General features: G+C 44.1%; 1 protein-coding gene. It reads left to right on the top strand.

Going from position 1 to position 1,187, the window contains the following annotated elements; translation table 11 throughout:
- Nucleotides 1–2 precede the first annotated feature (2 nt).
- A partial coding sequence (tuf, locus tag GA0116959_RS14145; protein ID WP_092721209.1) for an elongation factor Tu occupies nucleotides 3–1,187 on the top strand: 1,185 nt, incomplete at its 3' end.

Raw genomic sequence — 1,187 nt, 5'->3', positions numbered from 1 at the left:
TCATGGCTAAGGCTAAGTTTGAACGTAATAAGCCACACGTAAACGTGGGTACAATTGGTCACGTTGACCATGGTAAAACAACTTTAACAGCTGCAATTGCAACTGTATGTGCTAAAACTTTCGGCGGTGAAGCGAAAGATTACGCAGCAATTGATTCTGCACCAGAAGAAAAAGCACGTGGTATTACCATTAATACTTCGCACGTAGAATACGATTCTCCTGCTCGTCACTACGCTCACGTAGACTGCCCAGGTCACGCCGATTATGTTAAAAACATGATTACAGGTGCTGCTCAAATGGACGGCGCGATCCTTGTATGTGCTGCGACTGATGGTCCTATGCCACAGACTCGTGAACACATCCTTTTATCTCGTCAGGTAGGTGTACCGTTCATTCTTGTATTCTTAAACAAGTGTGATCTTGTTGATGATGAAGAATTACTTGAATTGGTAGAGATGGAAGTTCGTGAACTTCTTTCTACTTATAACTTCCCTGGTGATGACACGCCAATTATCCGTGGTTCAGCACTTGCTGCACTTAACGGTGAAGAAGGTCAATACGGTGTACCTGCAGTACTTGCTCTTGTTGAAGCGCTTGATACTTACATTCCAGAACCAGAACGTGCAATCGATAAAGCATTCTTAATGCCAATCGAAGATGTATTCTCTATCTCTGGTCGTGGTACGGTTGTAACAGGTCGTGTTGAAGCGGGTATCGTTAAAGTCGGCGAAGAAGTAGAAATCGTTGGTATTAAAGATACAGTTAAAACGACTGTAACTGGCGTTGAAATGTTCCGTAAATTGCTTGACGAAGGTCGTGCTGGCGAGAACTGTGGTGTTCTTCTACGTGGTACTAAGCGTGAAGACGTTCAACGTGGTCAAGTATTGACTAAACCAGGTGCAATCAAACCGCATACTAAATTCGATGCTGAAGTATACGTACTTTCTAAAGAAGAGGGTGGTCGTCATACACCATTCTTGAATGGTTACCGTCCACAATTCTATTTCCGTACCACTGACGTAACTGGCGCAATCCAATTACAAGAAGGCGTGGAAATGGTAATGCCAGGTGACAACGTAGAAATGTCAGTAGAATTAATCCACCCAATCGCAATGGACCCAGGTCTACGTTTTGCGATCCGTGAAGGTGGTCGTACAGTGGGTGCTGGTGTTGTTGCGAAAGTAACT

Origin of the sequence: Acinetobacter albensis (assembly GCF_900095025.1) — a bacterium.
Classification (GTDB): domain Bacteria; phylum Pseudomonadota; class Gammaproteobacteria; order Pseudomonadales; family Moraxellaceae; genus Acinetobacter; species Acinetobacter albensis.
The sequence above is the reverse complement of the archived record's forward strand: the minus strand, read 5'-3'. Positions and strand labels throughout refer to the sequence as shown.